This window comes from Pseudomonas sp. B2021, from assembly GCF_018135665.1.
GTDB classification, from domain to species: Bacteria; Pseudomonadota; Gammaproteobacteria; order Pseudomonadales; family Pseudomonadaceae; genus Aquipseudomonas; species Aquipseudomonas lactis.
The window spans coordinates 5,483,945-5,505,146 of sequence record NZ_SMOF01000001.1; the positions used below are offsets into that span (position 1 = coordinate 5,483,945).

General features: G+C 55.2%; 24 protein-coding genes. All 24 read right to left on the reverse strand.

What is annotated here, in order from left to right; genetic code table 11:
* Positions 1 to 3: 3 nt before the first annotated feature.
* The 24 genes from rplR to rpoB all read right to left on the reverse strand — a co-directional run bounded on the left by rplR (position 4) and on the right by rpoB (position 21,143).
* Entirely contained in the window at positions 4 to 354 is a 351-nt protein-coding gene (rplR, locus tag E1K68_RS24760) for a 50S ribosomal protein L18 (protein WP_003186037.1), read from the reverse strand.
* A 10-nt stretch (positions 355 to 364) separates the two neighbouring features.
* Complete coding sequence (gene rplF, locus E1K68_RS24765; protein WP_003194640.1) at positions 365 to 898, reverse strand: 50S ribosomal protein L6; 534 nt, start codon at positions 896 to 898, stop codon at positions 365 to 367.
* Positions 899 to 910: 12 nt separating this feature from the next.
* Entirely contained in the window at positions 911 to 1,303 is a 393-nt protein-coding gene (rpsH, locus tag E1K68_RS24770; protein ID WP_003176413.1) for a 30S ribosomal protein S8, read from the reverse strand.
* A 208-nt stretch (positions 1,304 to 1,511) separates the two neighbouring features.
* Positions 1,512 to 1,817: a 30S ribosomal protein S14 gene (gene rpsN / locus E1K68_RS24775; RefSeq protein WP_003176414.1), complete on the reverse strand. Its 306-nt coding sequence runs from the start codon at positions 1,815 to 1,817 to the stop codon at positions 1,512 to 1,514.
* A gap of 13 nt (positions 1,818 to 1,830) precedes the next feature.
* Positions 1,831 to 2,370 carry a 50S ribosomal protein L5 gene (gene rplE / locus E1K68_RS24780; RefSeq protein ID WP_003194642.1) on the reverse strand — a complete coding sequence of 180 codons (540 nt, stop codon included), beginning with the start codon at positions 2,368 to 2,370 and terminating at the stop codon, positions 1,831 to 1,833.
* Between the two features lie 22 nt (positions 2,371 to 2,392).
* Entirely contained in the window at positions 2,393 to 2,707 is a 315-nt protein-coding gene (gene rplX / locus E1K68_RS24785; RefSeq protein WP_003176416.1) for a 50S ribosomal protein L24, read from the reverse strand.
* An 11-nt stretch (positions 2,708 to 2,718) separates the two neighbouring features.
* A complete protein-coding gene (gene rplN, locus E1K68_RS24790; protein ID WP_002555479.1) occupies positions 2,719 to 3,087 on the reverse strand; it encodes a 50S ribosomal protein L14 in 369 nt (122 codons plus the stop codon).
* Positions 3,088 to 3,110: 23 nt separating this feature from the next.
* Positions 3,111 to 3,377 carry a 30S ribosomal protein S17 gene (gene rpsQ / locus E1K68_RS24795; protein WP_003194644.1) on the reverse strand — a complete coding sequence of 89 codons (267 nt, stop codon included), beginning with the start codon at positions 3,375 to 3,377 and terminating at the stop codon, positions 3,111 to 3,113.
* Positions 3,378 to 3,379: 2 nt separating this feature from the next.
* Positions 3,380 to 3,571 carry a 50S ribosomal protein L29 gene (gene rpmC, locus E1K68_RS24800; protein ID WP_002555481.1) on the reverse strand — a complete coding sequence of 64 codons (192 nt, stop codon included), beginning with the start codon at positions 3,569 to 3,571 and terminating at the stop codon, positions 3,380 to 3,382.
* Positions 3,571 to 3,984 carry a 50S ribosomal protein L16 gene (gene rplP, locus E1K68_RS24805; protein ID WP_003176421.1) on the reverse strand — a complete coding sequence of 138 codons (414 nt, stop codon included), beginning with the start codon at positions 3,982 to 3,984 and terminating at the stop codon, positions 3,571 to 3,573. The genes rpmC and rplP overlap by 1 nt, the downstream gene beginning before the upstream one ends.
* 12 nt (positions 3,985 to 3,996) lie before the next feature.
* Positions 3,997 to 4,683, reverse strand: coding sequence for a 30S ribosomal protein S3 (gene rpsC, locus E1K68_RS24810; protein ID WP_003176422.1), 687 nt, complete (start codon positions 4,681 to 4,683; stop codon positions 3,997 to 3,999).
* 13 nt (positions 4,684 to 4,696) lie between these two features.
* Positions 4,697 to 5,029, reverse strand: coding sequence for a 50S ribosomal protein L22 (gene rplV / locus E1K68_RS24815; protein ID WP_003103908.1), 333 nt, complete (start codon positions 5,027 to 5,029; stop codon positions 4,697 to 4,699).
* A gap of 11 nt (positions 5,030 to 5,040) precedes the next feature.
* Positions 5,041 to 5,316, reverse strand: a complete 276-nt coding sequence (rpsS, locus tag E1K68_RS24820) for a 30S ribosomal protein S19 (protein WP_002555486.1) — start codon at positions 5,314 to 5,316, stop codon at positions 5,041 to 5,043.
* Positions 5,317 to 5,332: 16 nt separating this feature from the next.
* Positions 5,333 to 6,157: a 50S ribosomal protein L2 gene (gene rplB / locus E1K68_RS24825; protein ID WP_003186055.1), complete on the reverse strand. Its 825-nt coding sequence runs from the start codon at positions 6,155 to 6,157 to the stop codon at positions 5,333 to 5,335.
* A 14-nt stretch (positions 6,158 to 6,171) separates the two neighbouring features.
* Complete coding sequence (rplW, locus tag E1K68_RS24830) at positions 6,172 to 6,471, reverse strand: 50S ribosomal protein L23 (RefSeq protein WP_002555488.1); 300 nt, start codon at positions 6,469 to 6,471, stop codon at positions 6,172 to 6,174.
* Positions 6,468 to 7,070 (reverse strand): 50S ribosomal protein L4, encoded by a 603-nt coding sequence (rplD, locus tag E1K68_RS24835; RefSeq protein WP_003176424.1) that lies wholly within the window; start codon positions 7,068 to 7,070, stop codon positions 6,468 to 6,470. Before rplD ends, rplW begins: the two co-directional genes overlap by 4 nt.
* 12 nt (positions 7,071 to 7,082) lie before the next feature.
* Positions 7,083 to 7,718: a 50S ribosomal protein L3 gene (gene rplC, locus E1K68_RS24840; protein WP_003194649.1), complete on the reverse strand. Its 636-nt coding sequence runs from the start codon at positions 7,716 to 7,718 to the stop codon at positions 7,083 to 7,085.
* Between the two features lie 81 nt (positions 7,719 to 7,799).
* A complete protein-coding gene (gene rpsJ, locus E1K68_RS24845; RefSeq protein WP_003186070.1) occupies positions 7,800 to 8,111 on the reverse strand; it encodes a 30S ribosomal protein S10 in 312 nt (103 codons plus the stop codon).
* A 157-nt stretch (positions 8,112 to 8,268) separates the two neighbouring features.
* Positions 8,269 to 9,462 carry an elongation factor Tu gene (gene tuf / locus E1K68_RS24850; RefSeq protein WP_003176426.1) on the reverse strand — a complete coding sequence of 398 codons (1,194 nt, stop codon included), beginning with the start codon at positions 9,460 to 9,462 and terminating at the stop codon, positions 8,269 to 8,271.
* A 30-nt stretch (positions 9,463 to 9,492) separates the two neighbouring features.
* A complete protein-coding gene (gene fusA, locus E1K68_RS24855; RefSeq protein ID WP_003194651.1) occupies positions 9,493 to 11,598 on the reverse strand; it encodes an elongation factor G in 2,106 nt (701 codons plus the stop codon).
* A 30-nt stretch (positions 11,599 to 11,628) separates the two neighbouring features.
* A complete protein-coding gene (gene rpsG / locus E1K68_RS24860; protein ID WP_002555493.1) occupies positions 11,629 to 12,099 on the reverse strand; it encodes a 30S ribosomal protein S7 in 471 nt (156 codons plus the stop codon).
* Between the two features lie 118 nt (positions 12,100 to 12,217).
* Positions 12,218 to 12,589, reverse strand: coding sequence for a 30S ribosomal protein S12 (rpsL, locus tag E1K68_RS24865; RefSeq protein WP_002555494.1), 372 nt, complete (start codon positions 12,587 to 12,589; stop codon positions 12,218 to 12,220).
* A 216-nt stretch (positions 12,590 to 12,805) separates the two neighbouring features.
* Positions 12,806 to 17,005, reverse strand: a complete 4,200-nt coding sequence (rpoC, locus tag E1K68_RS24870; protein WP_003194653.1) for a DNA-directed RNA polymerase subunit beta' — start codon at positions 17,003 to 17,005, stop codon at positions 12,806 to 12,808.
* A gap of 64 nt (positions 17,006 to 17,069) precedes the next feature.
* Positions 17,070 to 21,143 carry a DNA-directed RNA polymerase subunit beta gene (rpoB, locus tag E1K68_RS24875; protein ID WP_010206926.1) on the reverse strand — a complete coding sequence of 1,358 codons (4,074 nt, stop codon included), beginning with the start codon at positions 21,141 to 21,143 and terminating at the stop codon, positions 17,070 to 17,072.
* Positions 21,144 to 21,202 lie beyond the last annotated feature (59 nt).

The following is a 21,202-nucleotide window of genomic DNA, read 5'->3' on the forward strand; positions in this document are numbered from 1 at the left end:
AACTTAGAACTCCAGCCCAGCTTCACGAGCAGCATCAGCCAGCGCTTTCACGCGACCGTGGTACTTGAAGCCAGAGCGGTCGAAAGCCACTTGCGAGACGCCAGCGGCCTTAGCACGCGTAGCGACCAGCTGGCCAACCTTTGTGGCCGCGTCGATGTTGCCAGTGGCACCATCACGCAGTTCTTTATCCAAAGTCGAGGCGCTTGCCAGGACTTTGTTGCCGTCGGCCGAGATGACCTGGGCGTAGATGTGCTGCGACGAGCGGAACACGCAGAGACGCACGACTTCGAGTTCGTGCATTTTCAGGCGTGCTTTGCGAGCGCGACGCAGTCGAGTAACTTTTTTGTCGGTCATTTGCTATGCCCTACTTCTTCTTGGCTTCTTTACGACGGACGACTTCGTCCGCGTAGCGCACACCTTTGCCTTTGTACGGCTCTGGTGGACGGAAGTCGCGGATCTCAGCGGCCACTTGACCTACCAGCTGCTTATCGATGCCCTTGATCAGGATATCGGTCTGGCTAGGAGTCTCAGCAGTGATGCCCGCTGGCAGTTCGTAATCCACTGGGTGCGAGAAGCCAAGGGCAAGGTTCAAAACCGTGCCTTTTGCTTGCGCTTTGTAACCAACACCGACCAGCTGGAGCTTACGCTCGAAGCCTTGGCTTACGCCTTGGACCATGTTGTTTACCAACGCACGCGTGGTACCGGCCATTGCGCGAGTTTGTTGATCGCCATTGCGAGCAGCGAAACGCAGCTCACCAGCTTCCTCAACGATCTCAACGGACGAATGGATGTTCAGTTCAAGAGTACCCTTGGCACCCTTCACCGAAAGCTGTTGGCCTGCGAATTTGACTTCGACACCGGCTGGCAGCTTAACGGGGTTCTTAGCGACGCGAGACATGCTTATCCCCCCTTAGAACACAGTGCAAAGAACTTCGCCGCCGACACCGGCAGCGCGCGCAGCACGATCCGTCATCACACCTTTGTTGGTGGAGACGATAGACACGCCCAGACCGCCACGAACTTTCGGCAGATCTTCAGCGGACTTGTACTGACGCAGGCCTGGACGGCTAACGCGCTTCACTTCCTCGATGACCGAACGGCCTTCGAAGTACTTCAGCTCGATGGACAGCAGTGGTTTGATTTCGCTGCTGATCTGATAACCCGCAATGTAGCCTTCGTCTTTCAGGACTTTGGCAACAGCTACCTTCAACTTGGAAGATGGCATGCTTACGACGGACTTTTCAGCCATCTGGGCATTACGGATACGAGTTAGCATGTCCGCTAACGGGTCCTGCATACTCATGGGCTAGACGCTCCTAATACAAAAAAATTAGCCTTGCGGCTACATATGTCGCCGAGAATCTCCGAGCACAAAAAACACGGGCTCAGGCGAGCCGCGTATTTTAGACATACTCCAGAAATGAAACAAGCCCCAAAAGGGGCTTGATCCAGATTCAAGGTCACCGGCGGTCAGTATCTTGCGATTCCGACCACCTGGACGTTGAAAGTACTTACCAGCTGGCTTTAACCAGACCTGGTACGTCACCACGCATTGCCGCTTCACGCAGTTTGTTACGGCCGAGGCCGAACTTGCGGTAAACGCCGTGTGGACGACCGGTCAGGCGGCAGCGGTTACGCATGCGCGAAGCGCTTGCGTCACGTGGCTGCTTCTGCAGAGCAACTGTAGCTTCCCAACGTGCTTCTGGACTTGCGTTCAGATCAACGATGATTGCTTTCAGTGCTGCACGCTTCTTGGCGTACTTGGCAACCGTGAGCTGACGCTTCAGCTCGCGGTTTTTCATGCTCATCTTGGCCATGGTCCTACTCCAATCAGTTGCGGAACGGGAATTTGAAAGCACGCAGCAGGGCGCGACCTTCATCATCGTTCTTGGCAGTGGTGGTCAGGGTGATGTCCAGACCGCGGAGAGCATCGATCTTGTCGTAGTCGATTTCCGGGAAGATGATCTGCTCTTTCACGCCCATGCTGTAGTTACCACGACCATCGAAGGACTTGGCATTCAGGCCGCGGAAGTCGCGAACCCGAGGCAGGGAGATCGACAGCAGACGATCCAGGAATTCGTACATACGCTCACGGCGCAGAGTCACTTTGACGCCGATCGGCCAACCTTCACGGACTTTAAAGCCAGCGATGGATTTCCGAGCGTAAGTCACAACGACTTTTTGACCGGTGATCTTTTCCAGGTCGGCAACAGCGTGCTCGATGACTTTTTTGTCGCCGATCGCTTCGCCCAGACCCATGTTCAGGGTGATTTTGGTAACGCGCGGAACTTCCATCACGTTCCCGAGCTTAAGTTCTTCCTTAAGCTTAGGGGCGATTTCCTTCCGGTAAATCTCTTGTAGTCGTGCCATGGTCTAATCTACCTAGCAGTGTTCAAGCATCAACCGCTTTTTGGGTCGACTTGAAGACACGAATTTTCTTACCGTCTTCTACTTTGAAACCAACGCGGTCAGCCTTGTTGGTTTCGCCGTTGAAGATGGCGACGTTAGAAGCATCCAGCGGAGCTTCTTTCTCGACGATACCGCCCTGCACGCCCGACATCGGGTTAGGCTTGGTATGACGCTTGACCAGGTTCAGACCACCGATAACCAGACGGTTATTAGCGAGAACCTTAAGCACCTTACCGCGCTTACCTTTGTCTTTGCCGGCGATCACGATGATCTCGTCGTCACGACGAATCTTTTGCATGTCGGATCTCCTTACAGCACTTCTGGGGCGAGCGAGACGATCTTCATGAACTTCTCAGTACGAAGTTCACGGGTCACTGGCCCAAAGATACGGGTGCCGATCGGCTCTTGCTTGTTGTTCAGAAGAACAGCAGCGTTGCCATCAAAGCGGATAATGGAGCCATCAGCACGACGTACGCCGTGACGAGTGCGGACTACAACAGCAGTCATCACTTGGCCTTTTTTCACCTTACCGCGAGGAATTGCTTCCTTCACGGTAACTTTGATGATGTCACCGATACCAGCGTAACGACGATGGGAGCCACCCAGCACCTTGATGCACATAACACGGCGAGCGCCGCTGTTATCGGCCACATCGAGCATGGATTGAGTCTGAATCATATAATTTCTCCGACCCCTAGTCCTTAGACTTCCACAGCGCGTTCGAGAACATCAACCAGTGCCCAAGACTTGGTCTTGGCCATCGGACGAGTTTCACGAATAGTGACTTTGTCGCCGATGTGGCACTGATTGGTTTCGTCGTGCGCGTGCAGCTTAGTCGAACGCTTAACGTATTTACCGTAGATCGGGTGCTTAACGCGACGCTCGATCAAAACGGTGATGGTTTTGTCCATCTTGTCGCTGACAACACGGCCAGTCAGCGTACGGACAGTCTTTTCGGCTTCAGCCATGATCACTTACCTGCCTGCTGGTTGAGCACAGTCTTCACGCGAGCGATGTCACGCTTAACTTGCGAGAGCAGATGAGACTGCCCCAACTGGCCAGTTGCTTTCTGCATACGCAGATTGAACTGGTCGCGCAGCAGGCCGAGCAGTTGCTCGTTCAGCTGCTGTGCGGATTTTTCACGAAGTTCATTCGCTTTCATCACATCACCGTCCGTTTAACAAAGGAGGTGGCGAGCGGCAGCTTTGCAGCAGCCAGGGCGAAAGCCTCACGCGCCAGCTCTTCAGAAACACCCTCGATTTCATACAGGACTTTGCCTGGCTGAATCTGGGCTACCCAGTATTCCACGTTACCCTTACCTTTACCCATCCGAACCTCGAGAGGTTTTTTGGAGATCGGCTTGTCCGGGAATACACGGATCCAGATCTTGCCGCCACGTTTTACGTGACGGGTCAGAGCACGACGCGCTGACTCGATCTGACGAGCGGTGAGACGACCACGAGCTACAGACTTCAGCGCGAACTCGCCGAAGCTGACTTTGCTACCGCGCTGAGCCAGACCACGGTTGTGGCCTGTCATCTGCTTGCGGAACTTCGTACGCTTAGGTTGCAACATTTGGCGTACCCCTTACTTAGCAGCTTTTTTACGAGGCGCTGGTGCTTGTGGTTTCAGTTCTTCTTGGCGACCACCAATTACTTCGCCTTTGAAGATCCAAACCTTTACACCGATCACACCGTAAGTGGTGTGAGCTTCGTAGTTGGCATAGTCGATGTCGGCACGCAGGGTGTGCAGTGGCACACGACCTTCGCGATACCATTCAGTACGTGCGATTTCAGCACCGCCGAGACGACCGCTCACTTGGATTTTGATGCCTTTGGCACCAATGCGCATGGCGTTCTGTACGGCGCGCTTCATAGCGCGACGGAACATTACGCGACGCTCCAGCTGCTGAGCTACGCTCTGCGCAACCAGCATACCGTCGAGCTCCGGCTTGCGGATCTCTTCGATATTGATGTGCACAGGCACACCCATTTGCTTGGTCAGGTCCTGACGCAGTTTCTCAACATCTTCACCTTTCTTCCCGATAACGATACCTGGACGAGCGGTGTGGATGGTGATACGTGCAGTTTGGGCCGGACGATGGATATCGATACGGCTTACGGACGCGCTTTTTAGTTTGTCTTGGAGATACTCACGCACCTTCAGATCAGCGAACAAATAGTCCGCATAAGTCCGACCGTCTGCGTACCAGACGGAGGTGTGCTCCTTGACGATTCCCAGGCGAATGCCAATGGGATGTACTTTCTGACCCATCTCTTCGACTCCGTTACTTGTCAGCAACCTTGACAGTGATATGGCAAGACCGCTTGACGATGCGATCAGCACGGCCTTTGGCACGTGGCATGATGCGCTTCAGCGAACGCCCTTCGTTGACGAAAACGGTGCTGACCTTCAGGTCATCAACGTCTGCGCCTTCGTTATGCTCGGCGTTGGCTACGGCCGACTCCAGCACTTTCTTCATGATCTCGGCGGCTTTCTTACTGCTGAAAGCCAACAGGTTGAGCGCTTCGCCCACCTTCTTCCCGCGGATCTGGTCGGCGACCAAGCGGGCTTTCTGGGCGGAGATTCGAGCGCCCGACAACTTAGCGGCTACTTCCATTTCCTAACCCCTTAACGCTTGGCTTTCTTGTCTGCCACGTGCCCACGATAAGTGCGGGTACCGGCAAACTCGCCCAGTTTGTGGCCGACCATGTCTTCGTTAACGAGAACTGGGACGTGTTGACGACCGTTGTGTACTGCGATGGTCAAACCGACCATTTGTGGCAGGATCATCGAACGACGCGACCAGGTTTTAACTGGTTTGCGATCGTTCTTTTCCGCCGCCACTTCGATCTTCTTCAGTAGGTGAAGATCAATAAAAGGACCTTTTTTCAGAGAACGTGGCACTGTCGTATCCCTCTATTTACTTGCGACGACGGACGATCATTTTGTCGGTACGCTTATTACCACGAGTCTTCGCGCCCTTAGTCGGGAAGCCCCATGGCGATACCGGATGACGACCACCAGAGGTACGACCTTCACCACCACCGTGTGGGTGGTCAACCGGGTTCATGGCAACACCACGAACGGTTGGGCGAACGCCACGCCAGCGTTTGGCACCAGCTTTACCCAACGAACGCAGGCTGTGCTCGGAGTTCGAGACTTCGCCCAGGGTCGCACGGCATTCAGCCAGTACTTTACGCATCTCACCAGAACGCAGACGCAGGGTCACGTAGACACCTTCACGAGCGATCAGCTGAGCCGAAGCACCAGCGGAACGAGCGATCTGTGCGCCTTTACCTGGCTTCAATTCGATGCCGTGTACGGTGCTACCAACTGGAATGTTACGCAGTTGCAGAGCGTTGCCCGGCTTGATCGGTGCCAGAGCACCTGCGATCAGCTGGTCGCCAGCACTCACGCCTTTAGGGGCGATGATGTAGCGACGCTCGCCATCTGCGTACAGCAGCAGAGCGATGTGAGCAGTACGGTTTGGATCGTATTCGATACGCTCGACAGTGGCAGCGATGCCATCTTTGTCGTTGCGACGGAAGTCGACCAGACGATAATGCTGCTTATGGCCACCACCGATGTGACGAGTGGTAATGCGACCATTGTTGTTACGACCACCAGACTTCGATTTTTTCTCGAGCAGCGGTGCGTGAGGAGCGCCTTTATGCAGCTCCTGGTTGACCACCTTGACCACAAAACGGCGGCCAGGGGAAGTCGGTTTGCATTTAACGATTGCCATGATGCACCCCTTCCTTACTCAGCACTGCTGCTGAAATCGAGATCTTGGCCTGGCTGAAGGGAGATAACTGCCTTCTTCCAGTCATTACGCTTGCCCAGACCGCGAGCAGTGCGCTTGCTCTTACCCAGAACATTCAGGGTAGTAACACGCTCTACTTTCACGCTGAACAGGCTTTCGACGGCCTTCTTGATTTCCAGCTTGGTTGCGTCAGTTGCAACCTTGAAAACGAACTGGCCTTTCTTGTCAGCCAGAACCGTAGCCTTTTCGGAAACGTGCGGGCCAAGCAGAACTTTAAATACGCGTTCCTGGTTCATCCCAGCAGCTCCTCGAATTTCTTCACGGCCGACACGGTGATCAACACCTTGTCGTATGCGATCAGACTAACTGGATCGGAACCTTGCACGTCACGTACATCAACGTGTGGCAGGTTGCGAGCAGCCAGGTACAGGTTCTGATCAACAGCTTCGGACACGATCAAAACGTCGGTCAGGCTCATGTTGTTCAGTTTGCCCAGCAGATCTTTGGTTTTTGGACTTTCAACAGCGAAGTCCTGAACCACGACCAGACGATCAGTACGCACGAGTTCAGCAAGGATGGAGCGCAGTGCTGCGCGGTACATCTTCTTGTTGAGCTTCTGAGAGTGATCCTGTGGACGAGCTGCGAAAGTGGTACCGCCGCCACGCCAGATTGGGCTACGGATAGTACCGGCACGAGCACGGCCAGTGCCTTTCTGACGCCAAGGGCGCTTACCGCCACCACGTACGTCGGAACGGGTCTTTTGCTGCTTGCTACCTTGACGGCCGCCGGCCATGTAGGCCACGACTGCTTGGTGAACGAGCGTCTCGTTGAATTCGCCGCCAAATGTCAGTTCGGAAACTTCGATCGCTTGAGCGTCATTTACATTTAATTGCATGTCAGCTTCCCCTTAACCGCGAGCCTTGGCCGCTGGACGTACAACCAGGTTGCCGCCAGTAGCGCCAGGAACAGCACCCTTGACCAACAACAGATTGCGTTCAGCGTCGACGCGCACTACTTCGAGGGACTGCACGGTCACGCGCTCAGCGCCCATATGACCGGACATTTTTTTGCCCTTGAATACACGACCAGGAGTCTGGCACTGGCCAATAGAGCCCGGGACGCGGTGGGAAACGGAGTTACCGTGAGTGTTGTCTTGACCACGGAAATTCCAACGCTTGATCGTACCCTGGAAGCCTTTACCTTTGGACTGACCGGTCACATCGACCAGTTGACCAGCGGCGAAGATTTCAGCGTTGATCAGATCGCCAGCCTGGTAGTCGCCGTCTTCAAGACGGAACTCCATGACAGTACGACCAGCTGCAACGTTTGCTTTAGCGAAGTGACCTGCTTGAGCAGCAGTCACGCGCGAAGCACGACGCTCGCCGACAGTGACTTGCACTGCACGATAGCCATCGGTCTCTTCAGTTTTGAACTGGGTGACGCGATTCGGTTCGATCTCAATGACCGTGACCGGAATGGAGACACCTTCTTCGGTGAAAATACGGGTCATACCGCATTTACGACCGACTACACCAATAGTCATGTTGTAAACCTCATGAGTGTACGGGGCTTTCACCCGCTATGGCCGCCCATTTCAGAGCGTTACACGACTAAGACCCAAGTCTTAGCCGAGGCTGATCTGTACTTCCACACCGGCCGCCAGATCGAGCTTCATAAGTGCATCAACGGTTTTATCCGTTGGCTGGACGATGTCCAGTACGCGCTTATGAGTACGGATCTCGTACTGGTCACGCGCGTCTTTGTTGACGTGCGGGGAGACCAGAACGGTGAACCGCTCTTTACGGGTAGGCAGTGGAATTGGACCACGCACTTGAGCACCAGTACGTTTCGCGGTTTCCACGATTTCCTGGGTGGATTGGTCGATCAGGCGATGGTCAAAAGCCTTCAACCTGATACGGATTTGCTGATTTTGCATTGGATTTCAGACTCCGGCTGCTATTCCCACCGGGCGCAATACGCCCGTTAAAAGGAGGCGCAATTCTATAGACGCCCTAGATAGGTGTCAACCCAATAAAAAAGCCCCCGCTAAGCGGGGGCTTTCTCAAAACATCAAAGCTCACTCAAAAGAGAGATTACTCGATGATTTTAGCTACAACGCCAGCACCAACGGTACGGCCGCCTTCACGGATTGCGAAACGCAGACCGTCTTCCATAGCGATGGTTTTGATCAGGGTGACAACCATTTTGATGTTGTCGCCTGGCATTACCATTTCTACGCCTTCCGGCAGTTCGCAGTTACCAGTCACGTCAGTAGTACGGAAGTAGAACTGTGGACGGTAGCCTTTGAAGAACGGAGTGTGACGACCGCCTTCTTCTTTGCTCAGCACGTACACTTCAGCTTCGAACTTGGTGTGCGGCTTAACCGAACCTGGCTTGACCAGAACCTGGCCACGCTCAACGTCGTCACGCTTGGTACCACGAAGCAGAACGCCGCAGTTCTCGCCAGCACGACCTTCGTCGAGCAGCTTACGGAACATTTCAACACCGGTGCAGGTGGTGACGGTAGTGTCACGCAGACCAACGATTTCCAGTGGATCTTGAACCTTGACGATACCGCGCTCGATACGACCAGTTACAACAGTACCGCGACCAGAGATCGAGAATACGTCTTCGATTGGCATCAGGAACGGCTTGTCGATAACACGGACTGGATCTGGGATGTAGCTGTCCAGAGTCTCAACCAGTTTACGAACGGACGTGGTGCCCATTTCGTTGTCGTCTTTGCCTTCCAGAGCCATACGAGCAGAACCGATGATGATCGGAGTGTCGTCGCCTGGGAAGTCGTAAGTGCTCAGCAGATCGCGCACTTCCATCTCAACCAGTTCCAGCAGCTCAGCGTCGTCTACCAGGTCAGCCTTGTTCAGGTAAACCACGATGTACGGAACGCCTACCTGACGGGACAGCAGGATGTGCTCACGGGTTTGTGGCATCGGACCATCAGCGGCCGAGCAAACCAGGATTGCGCCGTCCATCTGGGCAGCACCGGTGATCATGTTCTTCACATAGTCAGCGTGACCTGGGCAGTCAACGTGAGCGTAGTGACGGATCAGCGAGTTGTATTCAACGTGCGCGGTGTTGATGGTGATACCACGAGCTTTCTCTTCTGGCGCGCTGTCGATTTTATCGAAATCAACGATTGCGGAACCGAATACTTCGGAGCAAACGCGAGTCAGAGCAGCAGTCAGAGTGGTTTTACCGTGGTCAACGTGACCGATGGTGCCAACGTTGACGTGCGGTAGGGAACGATCAAATTTTTCTTTAGCCACGACAATTAACTCCTTGCCTAAAGGACTGAATCAGCCTTGTTTTTTGGATACAGTTTCAGCGATGTGCGCCGGAGCTGTGTTGTATTTTTTGAATTCCATAGAGTAGCTTGCGCGACCCTGAGACATGGAACGAACGTCGGTCGCATAACCGAACATCTCGCCCAACGGAACCTCGGCGCGAATCACTTTGCCGGAAACCGTGTCTTCCATACCCAAGATCATGCCGCGACGACGGTTAAGGTCGCCCATGACATCACCCATATAGTCTTCAGGTGTAACAACTTCTACCGCCATGATTGGCTCAAGCAACTCACCACCGCCCTTCTGGGCCAGTTGCTTGGTTGCCATGGAAGCAGCCACCTTAAACGCCATCTCGTTGGAGTCGACGTCGTGGTAAGAACCGTCAAAAACGGTTGCTTTCAGGCCGATCAGCGGATAGCCGGCAACAACACCGTTCTTCATCTGCTCTTCGATACCCTTCTGGATAGCAGGGATGTATTCCTTAGGAACAACACCGCCTACTACTTCGTTCACGAATTGCAGACCTTCCTGACCTTCGTCAGCAGGAGCAAAACGGATCCAGCAGTGACCGAACTGACCACGACCGCCGGACTGACGAACGAACTTGCCTTCGATTTCACAGTTCTTCGTGATGCGCTCACGATAGGAAACCTGAGGCTTACCGATGTTGGCTTCGACGTTGAACTCACGGCGCATCCGGTCAACCAGGATGTCCAGGTGCAGCTCGCCCATGCCGGAGATGATCGTTTGACCAGTCTCTTCATCAGTCTTGACGCGGAAAGATGGATCTTCCTGAGCAAGCTTGCCCAGAGCGATACCCATTTTTTCCTGGTCATCCTTGGTCTTAGGCTCTACGGCAACCGAAATAACCGGCTCCGGGAAGTCCATGCGAACCAGGATGATTGGCTTGGCAGCGTCGCACAAAGTCTCACCAGTGGTGACGTCCTTCATGCCGATCAGGGCCGCGATGTCACCAGCGCGTACTTCCTTGATCTCTTCACGGGCGTTTGCGTGCATTTGCACCATACGACCCACGCGCTCTTTCTTGCCTTTAACCGAGTTGATCACGCCGTCGCCGGAGGCCAACACGCCCGAGTAAACGCGGACGAAGGTCAAAGTACCCACGAATGGGTCGGTAGCGATCTTGAACGCCAGAGCCGAGAACGGCTCGTTGTCATCGGCGTGACGCTCCATTTCTTCTTCCTCGTTATCAGGGTTGGAACCCTTGATAGCAGGAATGTCGGTTGGAGCAGGCAGGTAGTCGATAACGGCGTCGAGAACCAGGGGAACACCCTTGTTCTTGAACGAGGAACCGCAAACAGCCAAGACGATCTCACCAGCGATAGTACGCTGACGCAGAGCGGCCTTGATTTCCACGTTGGTGAGTTCTTCACCTTCGAGGTACTTGTTCATCAGCTCTTCGCTGGCTTCGGCGGCAGCCTCAACCATGTTGTTGCGCCACTCGTCAGCCAGTTCCTGAAGCTCTTCAGGGATAGGCTTACGAACAGGAACCATACCTTTGTCGGAATCATTCCAGTAAACAGCTTCCATGTTGATCAGATCGATCTGACCCTGGAAGTTGTCTTCGGAACCGATAGCCAACTGGATAGGCACCGGAGTGTGACCCAGACGCTGCTTGATCTGACCGATCACGCGCAGGAAGTTGGCACCAGCACGGTCCATCTTGTTTACATAAACAAGACGTGGAACGCCGTACTTGTTGGCTTGACGCCATACGGTTTCCGACTGAGGCTCAACGCCCGAGGTACCGCAGAACACAACGACAGCGCCATCGAGTACGCGCAGGGAACGTTCAACTTCAATGGTGAAGTCTACGTGGCCCGGGGTATCGATTACGTTGAAGCGATGCTCGTCTTTGTACTGCTTCTCGGAACCTTTCCAGAAGGCGGTAATAGCAGCAGAAGTAATGGTAATACCACGCTCCTGCTCCTGAACCATCCAGTCTGTGGTCGCGGCGCCGTCATGCACCTCGCCCATTTTGTGACTTTTGCCGGTGTAAAACAGTACGCGCTCGGTGGTGGTGGTTTTACCAGCATCCACGTGAGCGACGATACCGATGTTACGGTAGCGGCTAATCGGAGTAGTACGAGCCATAAAGCCCTCGCAAAATTAGTGAAGCTAAAATTAGAAGCGGTAGTGCGAGAAAGCTTTGTTGGCTTCAGCCATACGGTGCACGTCTTCACGCTTCTTAACAGCAGCACCTTTACCTTCAGCAGCGTCCAACAGTTCGCCGGCCAAACGCAGAGCCATAGACTTCTCGCCACGCTTACGGGCGAAGTCTACCAACCAGCGCATTGCCAGAGCGTTACGACGGGACGGGCGAACTTCAACCGGAACCTGGTAAGTAGCACCGCCTACACGGCGCGACTTCACTTCGACCAGCGGAGCGATGGCGTCGAGAGCTTTCTCGAAGATTTCCAGGGGGTCGCTGTTCTTGCGTTCTTTAACCTTTTCCAGCGCGCCATAAACGATACGCTCGGCAACGGCTTTCTTGCCGCTTTCCATCACGTGGTTCATGAACTTGGCCAGGATTTGGCTTCCGTATTTTGGATCGTCAAGCACTTCGCGCTTGGCTGCTACGCGTCTTCTTGGCATGGATAAGCCCTCAAACGGTCTTCAGGTTCGCTCGGAATCGGTGCCCTTTCGGGACGCCTCCGACCTTACTCTTATCGACTCAGAAAATAAGATGATTCAGGTTTACAAAAAGCCGCTACTACTTAGGCTTCTTGGTACCGTACTTCGAACGACCCTGGTTACGACCTTTAACGCCGGAAGTATCCAAAGAACCGCGTACGGTGTGATAACGAACACCTGGCAAGTCTTTTACACGACCGCCGCGGATCAGTACCACGCTGTGCTCTTGCAGGTTGTGGCCTTCACCGCCGATGTACGAGGAAACCTCGAAACCGTTGGTCAGACGCACACGGCATACTTTACGCAGTGCCGAGTTAGGTTTTTTCGGCGTGGTGGTATACACACGGGTGCATACGCCACGACGTTGCGGGCAGTTCTGCAGCGCAGGTACGTCGGATTTCTCGACGATACGCTTACGCGGCTGACGTACCAGCTGGTTGATAGTTGCCATCTACTAGCTCCACTGTTGTCTTGCGACGCTATTGTCTTGCAAGAAAAGCAAAATGGCAGGAACGAATTCCCGCCAAATTTAGGGGTACAAGAGTCTAAAGAGGATCTTGTCCCCAGTCAAGGCAAGGCCCCGACCTCCCCTCGCGTCGAACCGGGGCAAAAATGCCTCGATCCGACGAATGGGAGTGTCAGGGCCCAGACTCATCTATCGCAGAACTCAGTTACCGCTTGAGTTCAGCGCTTCGGTCAGTGCAGCTTCCACTTCACTGGCGCTTACGCGCAACGGCTTGTCAGCATCACGGCGACGCTTACGCTCGCTGTGGTAAGCCAAACCGGTACCTGCCGGGATCAGACGACCCACGACTACGTTTTCTTTCAGGCCGCGCAGGTAATCGCGCTTGCCGGTTACCGCTGCTTCGGTCAGTACGCGAGTGGTCTCCTGGAAGGAGGCCGCCGAGATGAACGACTCAGTGGACAACGACGCCTTGGTGATACCCAGCAGCACGCGAGTGAACTTGGAGACAAATTTCTCTTCGTTCGCCAGGCGCTCGTTTTCTACCAGTACGTGAGTCAGTTCCATCTGGTCGCCCTTGATGAAACTGGAATCGCCGGATTCAGCGATTTCAACTTTACGCAGCATCTGACGCAGGATGGTCTCGATGTGCTTGTCGTTGATCTTCACGCCTTGCAGACGGTAAACGTCCTGGATCTCGTTAACGATGTACTTGGCCAGCGCACTTACACCCAGCAGACGCAGGATGTCGTGTGGATCGCTAGGGCCGTCGGAGATAACTTCGCCGCGGTTTACCTGTTCGCCTTCGAACACGTTCAGGTGACGCCACTTCGGAATCAGCTCTTCGTACGGATCGCTACCGTCGTTCGGAGTAATGACCAGACGGCGCTTGCCCTTGGTCTCTTTACCGAACGCGATGGTACCGCTGACTTCAGCCAGAATCGACGCTTCTTTCGGACGACGAGCTTCAAACAAGTCGGCAACACGCGGCAGACCACCGGTGATGTCACGGGTCTTCGAAGTTTCTTGCGGGATACGCGCGATAACATCACCGATCGCGATCTTCGCACCATCCGCTACACCGACCAGGGCGTTGGCTGGCAGGAAGTACTGAGCGATTACGTCAGTGCCTGGCAGCAACAGATCCTTGCCGTTGTCATCGACCATCTTCACGGCAGGACGGATGTCCTTACCGGCAGCTGGACGATCTTTGGCGTCGAGTACTTCAATGTTGGTCATACCGGTCAATTCGTCAGTCTGACGCTTGATCGTGATGCCTTCTTCCATGCCCACGTAGGTCACGGTACCTTTCATTTCGGTAACGATCGGGTGAGTGTGCGGATCCCACTTGGCCACGATTGCGCCAGCGTCGACCTTGTCACCTTCTTTAACCGAAATCACAGCACCGTACGGCAGCTTGTAACGCTCGCGCTCACGACCGTAGTCATCAGCGATGGCCAGCTCACCGGAACGGGACACAGCAACCAGGTGGCCATCCACTCGCTCAACGTGCTTGAGGTTGTGCAGGCGGACGGTACCGCCATTCTTAACCTGAACACTGTCGGCTGCGGAGGTCCGGCTTGCCGCACCACCGATGTGGAACGTACGCATGGTCAGCTGGGTACCCGGCTCACCGATGGACTGGGCAGCGATAACGCCGACCGCTTCACCGATGTTCACCTGGTGACCACGAGCCAAGTCACGGCCGTAGCACTTGGCGCAGATGCCGTAGCGGGTTTCGCAGCTGATCGGCGAGCGAACGATCACTTCGTCGATGCTGTTGAGTTCGATGAACTCGACCCACTTCTCGTCAACCAGGGTGCCGGCAGGAACGATAACTTCCTCGGTACCTGGCTTGAACACGTCACGGGCAATCACACGACCCAATACGCGCTCACCCAGTGGCTCTACAACGTCACCGCCTTCAATGTGCGGAGTCATCAGCAGGCCGTGCTCGGTGCCGCAATCGATCTCGGTTACAACCAGATCTTGTGCAACGTCTACCAGACGACGAGTCAGGTAACCGGAGTTAGCGGTTTTCAACGCGGTATCCGCAAGACCCTTACGAGCACCGTGAGTGGAGATGAAGTACTGGAGTACGCTCAAACCTTCACGGAAGTTCGCAGTAATCGGCGTTTCGATGATGGAGCCGTCCGGCTTGGCCATCAGGCCACGCATACCGGCGAGCTGACGGATCTGCGCAGCAGAACCCCGTGCGCCCGAGTCGGCCATCATGTACATCGAGTTGAAGGATTCCTGGTCAACTTCGTCGCCGTGACGGTCGATGACTTTCTCTTTCGAGAGGTTTGCCATCATCGCCTTGGAAACTTCGTCGTTCGCCTTGGACCAAAGGTCGATCACCTTGTTGTACTTCTCGCCCTGGGTTACCAGGCCGGAGGCGTACTGGCTCTCGATCTCTTTCACTTCGTCAGTGGCAGCACTGATGATGCGAGCTTTTTCATCCGGGATAACGAAGTCGTTAACGCCGATGGAAACGCCGGAGATAGTCGAGTAAGCGAAACCTGTGTACATCAACTGGTCAGCGAAGATAACGGTCTCTTTCAAACCAACCACGCGGTAGCACTGGTTGATCAGCTTGGAGATCGCCTTTTTCTTCATCGGCAGGTTGACGACGTCGTAAGACAGACCTTTTGGCACAACCTGGTACAACAGCGCACGGCCGACAGTGGTGTCGACGATACGGGTGTTGCTCACGCTGCCGCCGTCACGGTCGTTGACGGTTTCGTGGATCCGCACCTTGACCTTGGCGTGCAGTGCGGCTTCGCCGGCACGGAACACACGGTCAACTTCTTGCAGGTCAGCGAACACACGACCTTCGCCCTTGGCGTTGATCGCTTCACGGGTCATGTAGTACAGACCCAATACAACGTCCTGCGACGGAACGATGATTGGCTCACCGTTGGCTGGCGACAGGATGTTGTTGGTCGACATCATCAACGCACGCGCTTCCAACTGGGCTTCCAGTGTCAGCGGTACGTGCACGGCCATTTGGTCGCCGTCGAAGTCGGCGTTGTACGCAGCACAGACCAGAGGGTGCAGCTGGATAGCCTTACCTTCGATCAGTACAGGTTCAAACGCCTGGATACCCAGACGGTGAAGGGTCGGTGCACGGTTGAGGAGAACCGGGTGTTCGCGAATCACTTCAGCGAGAACGTCCCAAACCTCTGGCAGTTCGCGCTCGACCATTTTCTTGGCCGCTTTGATGGTGGTCGCGAGACCGCGCATTTCCAGCTTGCCGAAGATGAACGGCTTGAACAGCTCGAGTGCCATCTTCTTAGGCAGACCGCACTGGTGCAGACGCAGGGTCGGGCCTACGGTAATTACCGAACGACCGGAGTAGTCAACACGCTTACCGAGCAAGTTCTGACGGAAACGACCTTGCTTACCCTTGATCATGTCAGCCAGGGATTTCAGAGGACGCTTGTTGGAACCGGTGATAGCGCGGCCACGACGACCGTTGTCGAGCAGGGCATCGACCGCTTCTTGCAACATACGCTTTTCGTTGCGCACGATGATGTCCGGAGCGGACAGATCAAGCAGGCGCTTCAAGCGGTTGTTACGGTTGATCACGCGGCGGTACAGGTCGTTGAGGTCGGACGTCGCGAAACGACCACCGTCCAACGGTACCAGCGGACGCAGGTCTGGCGGCAGAACCGGCAGAACGGTCAGCACCATCCACTCTGGCAAGTTGCCGGAACCCTGGAAGGCTTCCATCAACTTCAGACGCTTGGACAGCTTCTTGATCTTGGTTTCGGAGTTGGTTTGCGGAATCTCTTCGCGCAGACGACCAATCTCGTGCTCCAGGTCGATAGCGTGCAGCAGTTCGCGGACAGCTTCGGCACCCATGCGGGCATCGAAATCGTCGCCGAACTCTTCCAGCGCTTCGAAGTACTGCTCGTCGTTCAGCAGCTGACCTTTTTCAAGGGTGGTCATGCCTGGGTCGATAACGACATAGCTCTCGAAGTAGAGAACACGTTCGATATCACGCAGGGTCATGTCCATCAGCAAGCCGATACGGGACGGCAGCGATTTCAGGAACCAGATGTGGGCAACCGGCGAAGCCAGTTCGATGTGCGCCATGCGCTCACGACGAACCTTGGCCAGTGCGACTTCAACGCCACACTTCTCGCAGATCACACCACGGTGCTTCAAGCGCTTGTACTTACCGCACAGGCACTCGTAATCCTTTACCGGGCCAAAGATCTTGGCGCAGAACAGGCCGTCACGCTCAGGTTTGAACGTACGGTAGTTGATGGTTTCCGGCTTTTTAACTTCACCGAACGACCACGAACGGATCATCTCAGGCGATGCCAATCCAATACGGATGGCGTCGAACTCTTCGACTTGACCCTGGTTTTTCAGCAAATTCAGTAGGTCTTTCAAGGCCTTTCCTCCTGGCGGAGCAGAGAGCGGGCTAAGCAGCCCCGCTCTCGATTCGCGTCACGTGTTATTCGGTTTCCAGATCGATATCGATGCCGAGGGAACGAATTTCTTTGATCAACACGTTGAAGGACTCGGGCATGCCCGGCTCCATACGGTGATCGCCGTCCACGATGTTTTTGTACATCTTGGTACGACCGTTCACATCGTCCGACTTCACTGTGAGCATTTCTTGCAGAGTGTATGCAGCACCGTATGCTTCCAGTGCCCAGACCTCCATCTCCCCGAAACGCTGACCACCGAACTGAGCCTTACCACCCAGCGGCTGCTGGGTAACCAGGCTGTACGAACCGGTAGAACGAGCGTGCATCTTGTCGTCTACCAAGTGGTTCAGCTTCAGCATGTACATGTAGCCAACAGTAACCGGGCGCTCGAACTTGTTGCCGGTACGGCCGTCGAACAGCTGCATCTGGCCGCTTTCTGGCAGGTCTGCCAGTTTCAGCATGGCCTTGATTTCGCTTTCCTTGGCACCGTCGAACACCGGGGTAGCCATTGGAACGCCGCCGCGCAGGTTCTTCGCCAGATCCAGGATTTCCTGGTCGGAGAAGGTGTCCAGCTCTTCGTTGCGACCGCCGATCTCGTTGTAGATCTCGTGCAGGAACTTACGCAGGTCTGCGACCTTGCGCTGCTCTTCGATCATACGGTTGATCTTCTCGCCCAGACCTTTGGCCGCGAGGCCCAGGTGGGTTTCAAGGATCTGGCCAACGTTCATACGCGAAGGTACGCCCAACGGGTTGAGGACGACGTCGACCGGGGTGCCATTGGCATCGTGCGGCATGTCTTCAACCGGCATGATCACGGAGACCACACCCTTGTTACCGTGACGACCGGCCATCTTGTCGCCCGGCTGGATGCGGCGACGGATTGCCAGGTAAACCTTGACGATTTTCAGCACACCTGGAGCCAGGTCATCGCCCTGCTGCAGTTTGCGCTTCTTGTCTTCGAACTTGTCGTCCAGCAGACGGCGGCGATCAACGATATAGGCCTGGGCCTTCTCGAGCTGCTCGTTCAGAGCATCTTCAGCCATGCGCAGTTTGAACCACTGGCCGTGCTCAAGACCGTCGAGGATTTCGTCGGTGATGTCCTGACCTTTCTTCAGGCCTGCGCCGCCTTCAGCCTTGTGGCCTACCAAAGCGGAACGCAGACGTTCGAAGGTCGCGCCTTCAACGATACGGAACTCTTCGTTCAGATCCTTGCGGATCTCGTCGAGCTGGGTCTTCTCGATGGACAGTGCACGAGCATCACGCTCAACGCCGTCACGGGTGAAGACCTGTACGTCGATGACAGTACCCTTGGTACCGGTAGGTACACGCAGGGAGGTGTCTTTAACGTCGCTGGCTTTTTCACCGAAGATGGCACGTAGCAGCTTCTCTTCCGGCGTCAGTTGGGTCTCGCCTTTCGGAGTGACCTTACCGACCAGGATGTCGCCAGCGCCAACTTCAGCACCTACATAAACGATACCGGCTTCGTCCAGCTTGTTCAGTGCAGCTTCACCCACGTTCGGGATGTCTGCAGTGATTTCCTCAGGCCCAAGCTTGGTATCACGTGCCACACAGGTCAGTTCCTGAATGTGGATCGTGGTGAAGCGGTCTTCTTGAACCACACGCTCGGACAGGCAGATGGAGTCTTCGAAGTTGAAGCCGTTCCATGCCATGAACGCGATGCGCATGTTCTGACCCAGAGCCAGTTCACCCATGTCGGTGGACGGGCCGTCGGCCATGATGTCGCTACGCTGAACGCGATCACCCTTGCTCACCAGCGGACGCTGGTTGATGCAGGTGTTCTGGTTCGAGCGGGTGTATTTGGTCAGGTTGTAGATGTCGACACCGGCTTCGCCAGTTTCTACTTCGTCATCGGCAACACGAACCACGATACGGCTGGCATCAACGGAGTCGATCACACCGCCACGACGAGCCACGACGCAAACGCCGGAGTCACGCGCCACGTTGCGCTCCATGCCGGTACCTACCAGCGGCTTGTCAGCACGCAGGGTCGGTACAGCTTGACGCTGCATGTTGGAACCCATCAACGCACGGTTGGCGTCATCGTGCTCCAGGAACGGGATCAGCGACGCTGCAACAGAAACTACCTGCTTGGGCGATACGTCCATCAAGGTAACGTCTTCCGGCGCCTTGACGGTGAACTCGTTCAAGTGACGAACAGCTACCAGCTCGTCGACCAGGACTTTCTTGTCGTTCATCGTGGCCGAAGCCTGAGCGATCACGTGATCAGCTTCTTCGATGGCGGACAGGAATACGATCTCGTCGGTAACCAGGGCGTCTTTCACCACACGGTACGGGCTTTCGAGGAACCCGTACTGGTTGGTGCGCGCATAGGCAGCCAGGGAGTTGATCAGACCGATGTTCGGACCTTCCGGCGTTTCGATCGGGCAAACACGACCGTAGTGCGTCGGGTGTACGTCACGAACTTCAAAGCCAGCACGCTCACGGGTCAGACCGCCCGGGCCCAGTGCAGAAACACGGCGCTTGTGGGTGATCTCGGAGAGCGGGTTGTTCTGGTCCATGAACTGCGAAAGCTGGCTGGAACCGAAGAACTCTTTCACCGCCGCAGCCACTGGCTTGGCGTTGATCAAGTCTTGCGGCATCAGGCCTTCGCTTTCAGCCATCGACAGACGCTCTTTGACCGCACGCTCAACACGTACCAGGCCAACGCGGAACTGGTTCTCGGCCATTTCGCCTACGCAGCGAACACGGCGGTTACCCAGGTGGTCGATGTCATCGACGATGCCTTTGCCGTTACGGATGTCGACCAGGGTCTTCAATACCGCGACGATGTCTTCCTTGCACAGCACGCCCGAACCTTCGATCTCGGTACGACCGATACGACGGTTGAACTTCATCCGGCCGACCGCAGACAGGTCATAGCGCTCAGGGCTGAAGAACAGGTTGTTGAACAGAGTTTCGGCAGCGTCTTTGGTTGGTGGCTCACCAGGACGCATCATGCGATAGATCTCGACCAGCGCTTCCAATTGGTTGCTGGTGGAGTCGATCTTCAGTGTGTCGGAGATGAACGGACCGCAGTCGATATCGTTGGTGTACAGGGTCTCGATGCGAACAACCTGGGCCTTGGCAATCTTGGCCAGGATCTCGGTGTTCAGCTCGGTGTTGCACTCAGCCAGGATTTCGCCTGTAGCCGGGTGAACGATAACCTTGGCGGTAGTGCGACCCAGGACGTAGTCCAGTGGCACTTCCAGCTCTTTGATACCGGCTTTTTCGATCTGGTTGATGTGGCGCGCAGTGATACGACGGCCAGCCTCAACGATGACCTTGCCTTTTTCGTCCTGGATGTCCAGGACAGCAATTTCACCACGCAGACGCGAAGCGATCAGTTCCAGCTTGAGGGTTTCATCCTTCAGGCTGAATACGTTGGTGGTATAGAAAGCATCCAGCACTTGCTCAGTGGTGTAACCGAGCGCGCGCAGCAATACCGAGGCCGGCAGCTTGCGACGACGGTCGATACGCACGAACACGCAGTCTTTCGGGTCGAACTCGAAGTCCAACCACGAACCGCGGTACGGAATGATCCGCGCGGAGTACAGGAGTTTGCCGGAGCTGTGCGTCTTGCCGCGGTCGTGGTCGAAGAACACGCCCGGGGAACGGTGCAGCTGGGAAACGATTACACGCTCGGTACCGTTGATTACGAAGGTACCGTTTTCAGTCATCAGTGGGATTTCGCCCATGTAGACTTCTTGCTCTTTGATGTCCTTGATCGCTTTGTTCGACGATTCTTTGTCGAAAATGATCAGACGGACTTTTACCCGCAAAGGTACGGCGTACGTAACGCCACGCAACACGCATTCTTTGACATCAAATGCCGGTTCGCCCAGGCGATAACCGACGTACTCCAGCGCAGCATTGCCGGAGTAGCTGATGATCGGGAAAACGGATTTGAAGGCCGCATGCAGGCCCACGTCGCGGAACTGATCTTTGGTCGCTCCCGCCTGCAAGAATTCACGATACGAATCCAGCTGGATAGCCAGAAGGTACGGGACATCCATGACGTCCGGCAACTTGCTAAAGTCCTTGCGGATACGTTTTTTCTCAGTATATGAGTAAGCCATCAGCGTTCCCCAGCTTGGTCACCTGCTTGTTTGGCCCCTCCGACGGGAGCAGCCAGAAA

Bases quoted from the DNA above. Each gene is read 5' to 3' on its own strand.
- rplR (WP_003186037.1), bottom strand. From the start codon at position 354: ATGACCGACAAAAAAGTTACTCGACTGCGTCGCGCTCGCAAAGCACGC.
- rplF (WP_003194640.1), bottom strand. From the start codon at position 898: ATGTCTCGCGTCGCTAAGAACCCCGTTAAGCTGCCAGCCGGTGTCGAA.
- rpsH (WP_003176413.1), bottom strand. From the start codon at position 1,303: ATGAGTATGCAGGACCCGTTAGCGGACATGCTAACTCGTATCCGTAAT.
- rpsN (WP_003176414.1), bottom strand. From the start codon at position 1,817: ATGGCCAAGATGAGCATGAAAAACCGCGAGCTGAAGCGTCAGCTCACG.
- rplE (WP_003194642.1), bottom strand. From the start codon at position 2,370: ATGGCACGACTACAAGAGATTTACCGGAAGGAAATCGCCCCTAAGCTT.
- rplX (WP_003176416.1), bottom strand. From the start codon at position 2,707: ATGCAAAAGATTCGTCGTGACGACGAGATCATCGTGATCGCCGGCAAA.
- rplN (WP_002555479.1), bottom strand. From the start codon at position 3,087: ATGATTCAGACTCAATCCATGCTCGATGTGGCCGATAACAGCGGCGCT.
- rpsQ (WP_003194644.1), bottom strand. From the start codon at position 3,377: ATGGCTGAAGCCGAAAAGACTGTCCGTACGCTGACTGGCCGTGTTGTC.
- rpmC (WP_002555481.1), bottom strand. From the start codon at position 3,571: ATGAAAGCGAATGAACTTCGTGAAAAATCCGCACAGCAGCTGAACGAG.
- rplP (WP_003176421.1), bottom strand. From the start codon at position 3,984: ATGTTGCAACCTAAGCGTACGAAGTTCCGCAAGCAGATGACAGGCCAC.
- rpsC (WP_003176422.1), bottom strand. From the start codon at position 4,683: ATGGGTCAGAAAGTACATCCCATTGGCATTCGCCTGGGAATCGTCAAG.
- rplV (WP_003103908.1), bottom strand. From the start codon at position 5,029: ATGGAAGTAGCCGCTAAGTTGTCGGGCGCTCGAATCTCCGCCCAGAAA.
- rplB (WP_003186055.1), bottom strand. From the start codon at position 6,157: ATGGCAATCGTTAAATGCAAACCGACTTCCCCTGGCCGCCGTTTTGTG.
- rplW (WP_002555488.1), bottom strand. From the start codon at position 6,471: ATGAACCAGGAACGCGTATTTAAAGTTCTGCTTGGCCCGCACGTTTCC.
- rplD (WP_003176424.1), bottom strand. From the start codon at position 7,070: ATGCAATTAAATGTAAATGACGCTCAAGCGATCGAAGTTTCCGAACTG.
- rplC (WP_003194649.1), bottom strand. From the start codon at position 7,718: ATGACTATTGGTGTAGTCGGTCGTAAATGCGGTATGACCCGTATTTTC.
- rpsJ (WP_003186070.1), bottom strand. From the start codon at position 8,111: ATGCAAAATCAGCAAATCCGTATCAGGTTGAAGGCTTTTGACCATCGC.
- fusA (WP_003194651.1), bottom strand. From the start codon at position 11,598: ATGGCTCGTACTACTCCGATTAGCCGCTACCGTAACATCGGTATCGTC.
- rpsG (WP_002555493.1), bottom strand. From the start codon at position 12,099: ATGCCAAGAAGACGCGTAGCAGCCAAGCGCGAAGTGCTTGACGATCCA.
- rpsL (WP_002555494.1), bottom strand. From the start codon at position 12,589: ATGGCAACTATCAACCAGCTGGTACGTCAGCCGCGTAAGCGTATCGTC.
- rpoB (WP_010206926.1), bottom strand. From the start codon at position 21,143: ATGGCTTACTCATATACTGAGAAAAAACGTATCCGCAAGGACTTTAGC.